Origin of the sequence: Vibrio anguillarum (assembly GCF_001989995.2) — a bacterium.
Lineage (GTDB): Bacteria > Pseudomonadota > Gammaproteobacteria > Enterobacterales > Vibrionaceae > Vibrio > Vibrio anguillarum.
Genome location: NZ_JAHGUP010000103.1, coordinates 1 through 902, shown reverse-complemented (window position 1 = coordinate 902; position 902 = coordinate 1). Strand labels below are relative to the sequence as shown.

Annotated in this window: 1 protein-coding gene; it reads left to right on the top strand. The window is 35.8% G+C overall.

The annotated features are described in order from the left end of the window. Positions 1 to 261 precede the first annotated feature (261 nt). A complete protein-coding gene (locus tag PL85_RS16905) occupies positions 262 to 879 on the top strand; it encodes a hypothetical protein (protein WP_115340132.1) in 618 nt (205 codons plus the stop codon). Positions 880 to 902 lie beyond the last annotated feature (23 nt).

Genomic DNA, 902 nt, shown 5'->3' with positions numbered 1-902 from the left:
CAGGCTTTGGCTGATTCTTGATTCACTTAACCAATATTTTGATTGTTTTCTTAATCAAATTTGGTGTAACTTCTGGCTTATCTTATTGAATTTGCATAACAAAGCATTTAAGACGGATTCGCAACGCTTGGCGGTTTTAGTGTAAATTCAGTTTTTGCATTTTAAGTGGTTTGTCGAGGCATAGGTGCTTAGCGTCGCTCACCACTTAATGCGGCGTTAGGTTTTAGTACGAAAAATTTTTAATTAAAGGCGAGGATAAAAGTGGAAGAGCGTTGGAATAGGCTTGTCAATTGGTGTAAAAGAACTGATATCAATTGGTCTAATTTAAATAAAGTTCATGATGTAAAACTCATTTCATCAATGTATGTTTGGATATTTATTGTTCCTGTAGCAGCCAAAGTGCTATCAGGAACTAATGAATTAGCGTTAGTAACAATTTTTGACTACACCTTCGAGTTACACTTAAAGCTACCATTTTCTTGGCAACTATTTTATTTTTCTGCTTTGTTTTTTGCCGGTGCGACGCTAATTTATAATTTACTCTGTCCTAAACTAATTCAGCAATATCCTTCTTATAGTTCATTCGAAAGAGAAGGGAAACAAGAATGGCACTTACGCCCTTTTGCTAATGATATTGGACTTTCCTATGACGACTTTAAGTTCGATCTTGAAGAGTCCATACTAGAGGAAGAAGGGCGAGTTTATGAAGGGAAGGAGTATATGCAAAGTGTATTCTGGCACCTTTATTGGAAAGCTGATAGGGCGAGAAAAACTGCATATATCGTATGCTGCGCATGTTATGCGGTTGGATTCATGCTAATTTCAGTTGTTTTTGTACAAAACTTTTGGTGGGTTCTTAAAAACATCTTTGGGTTTTAGATCAAACTTAGTATCAAGTTTGA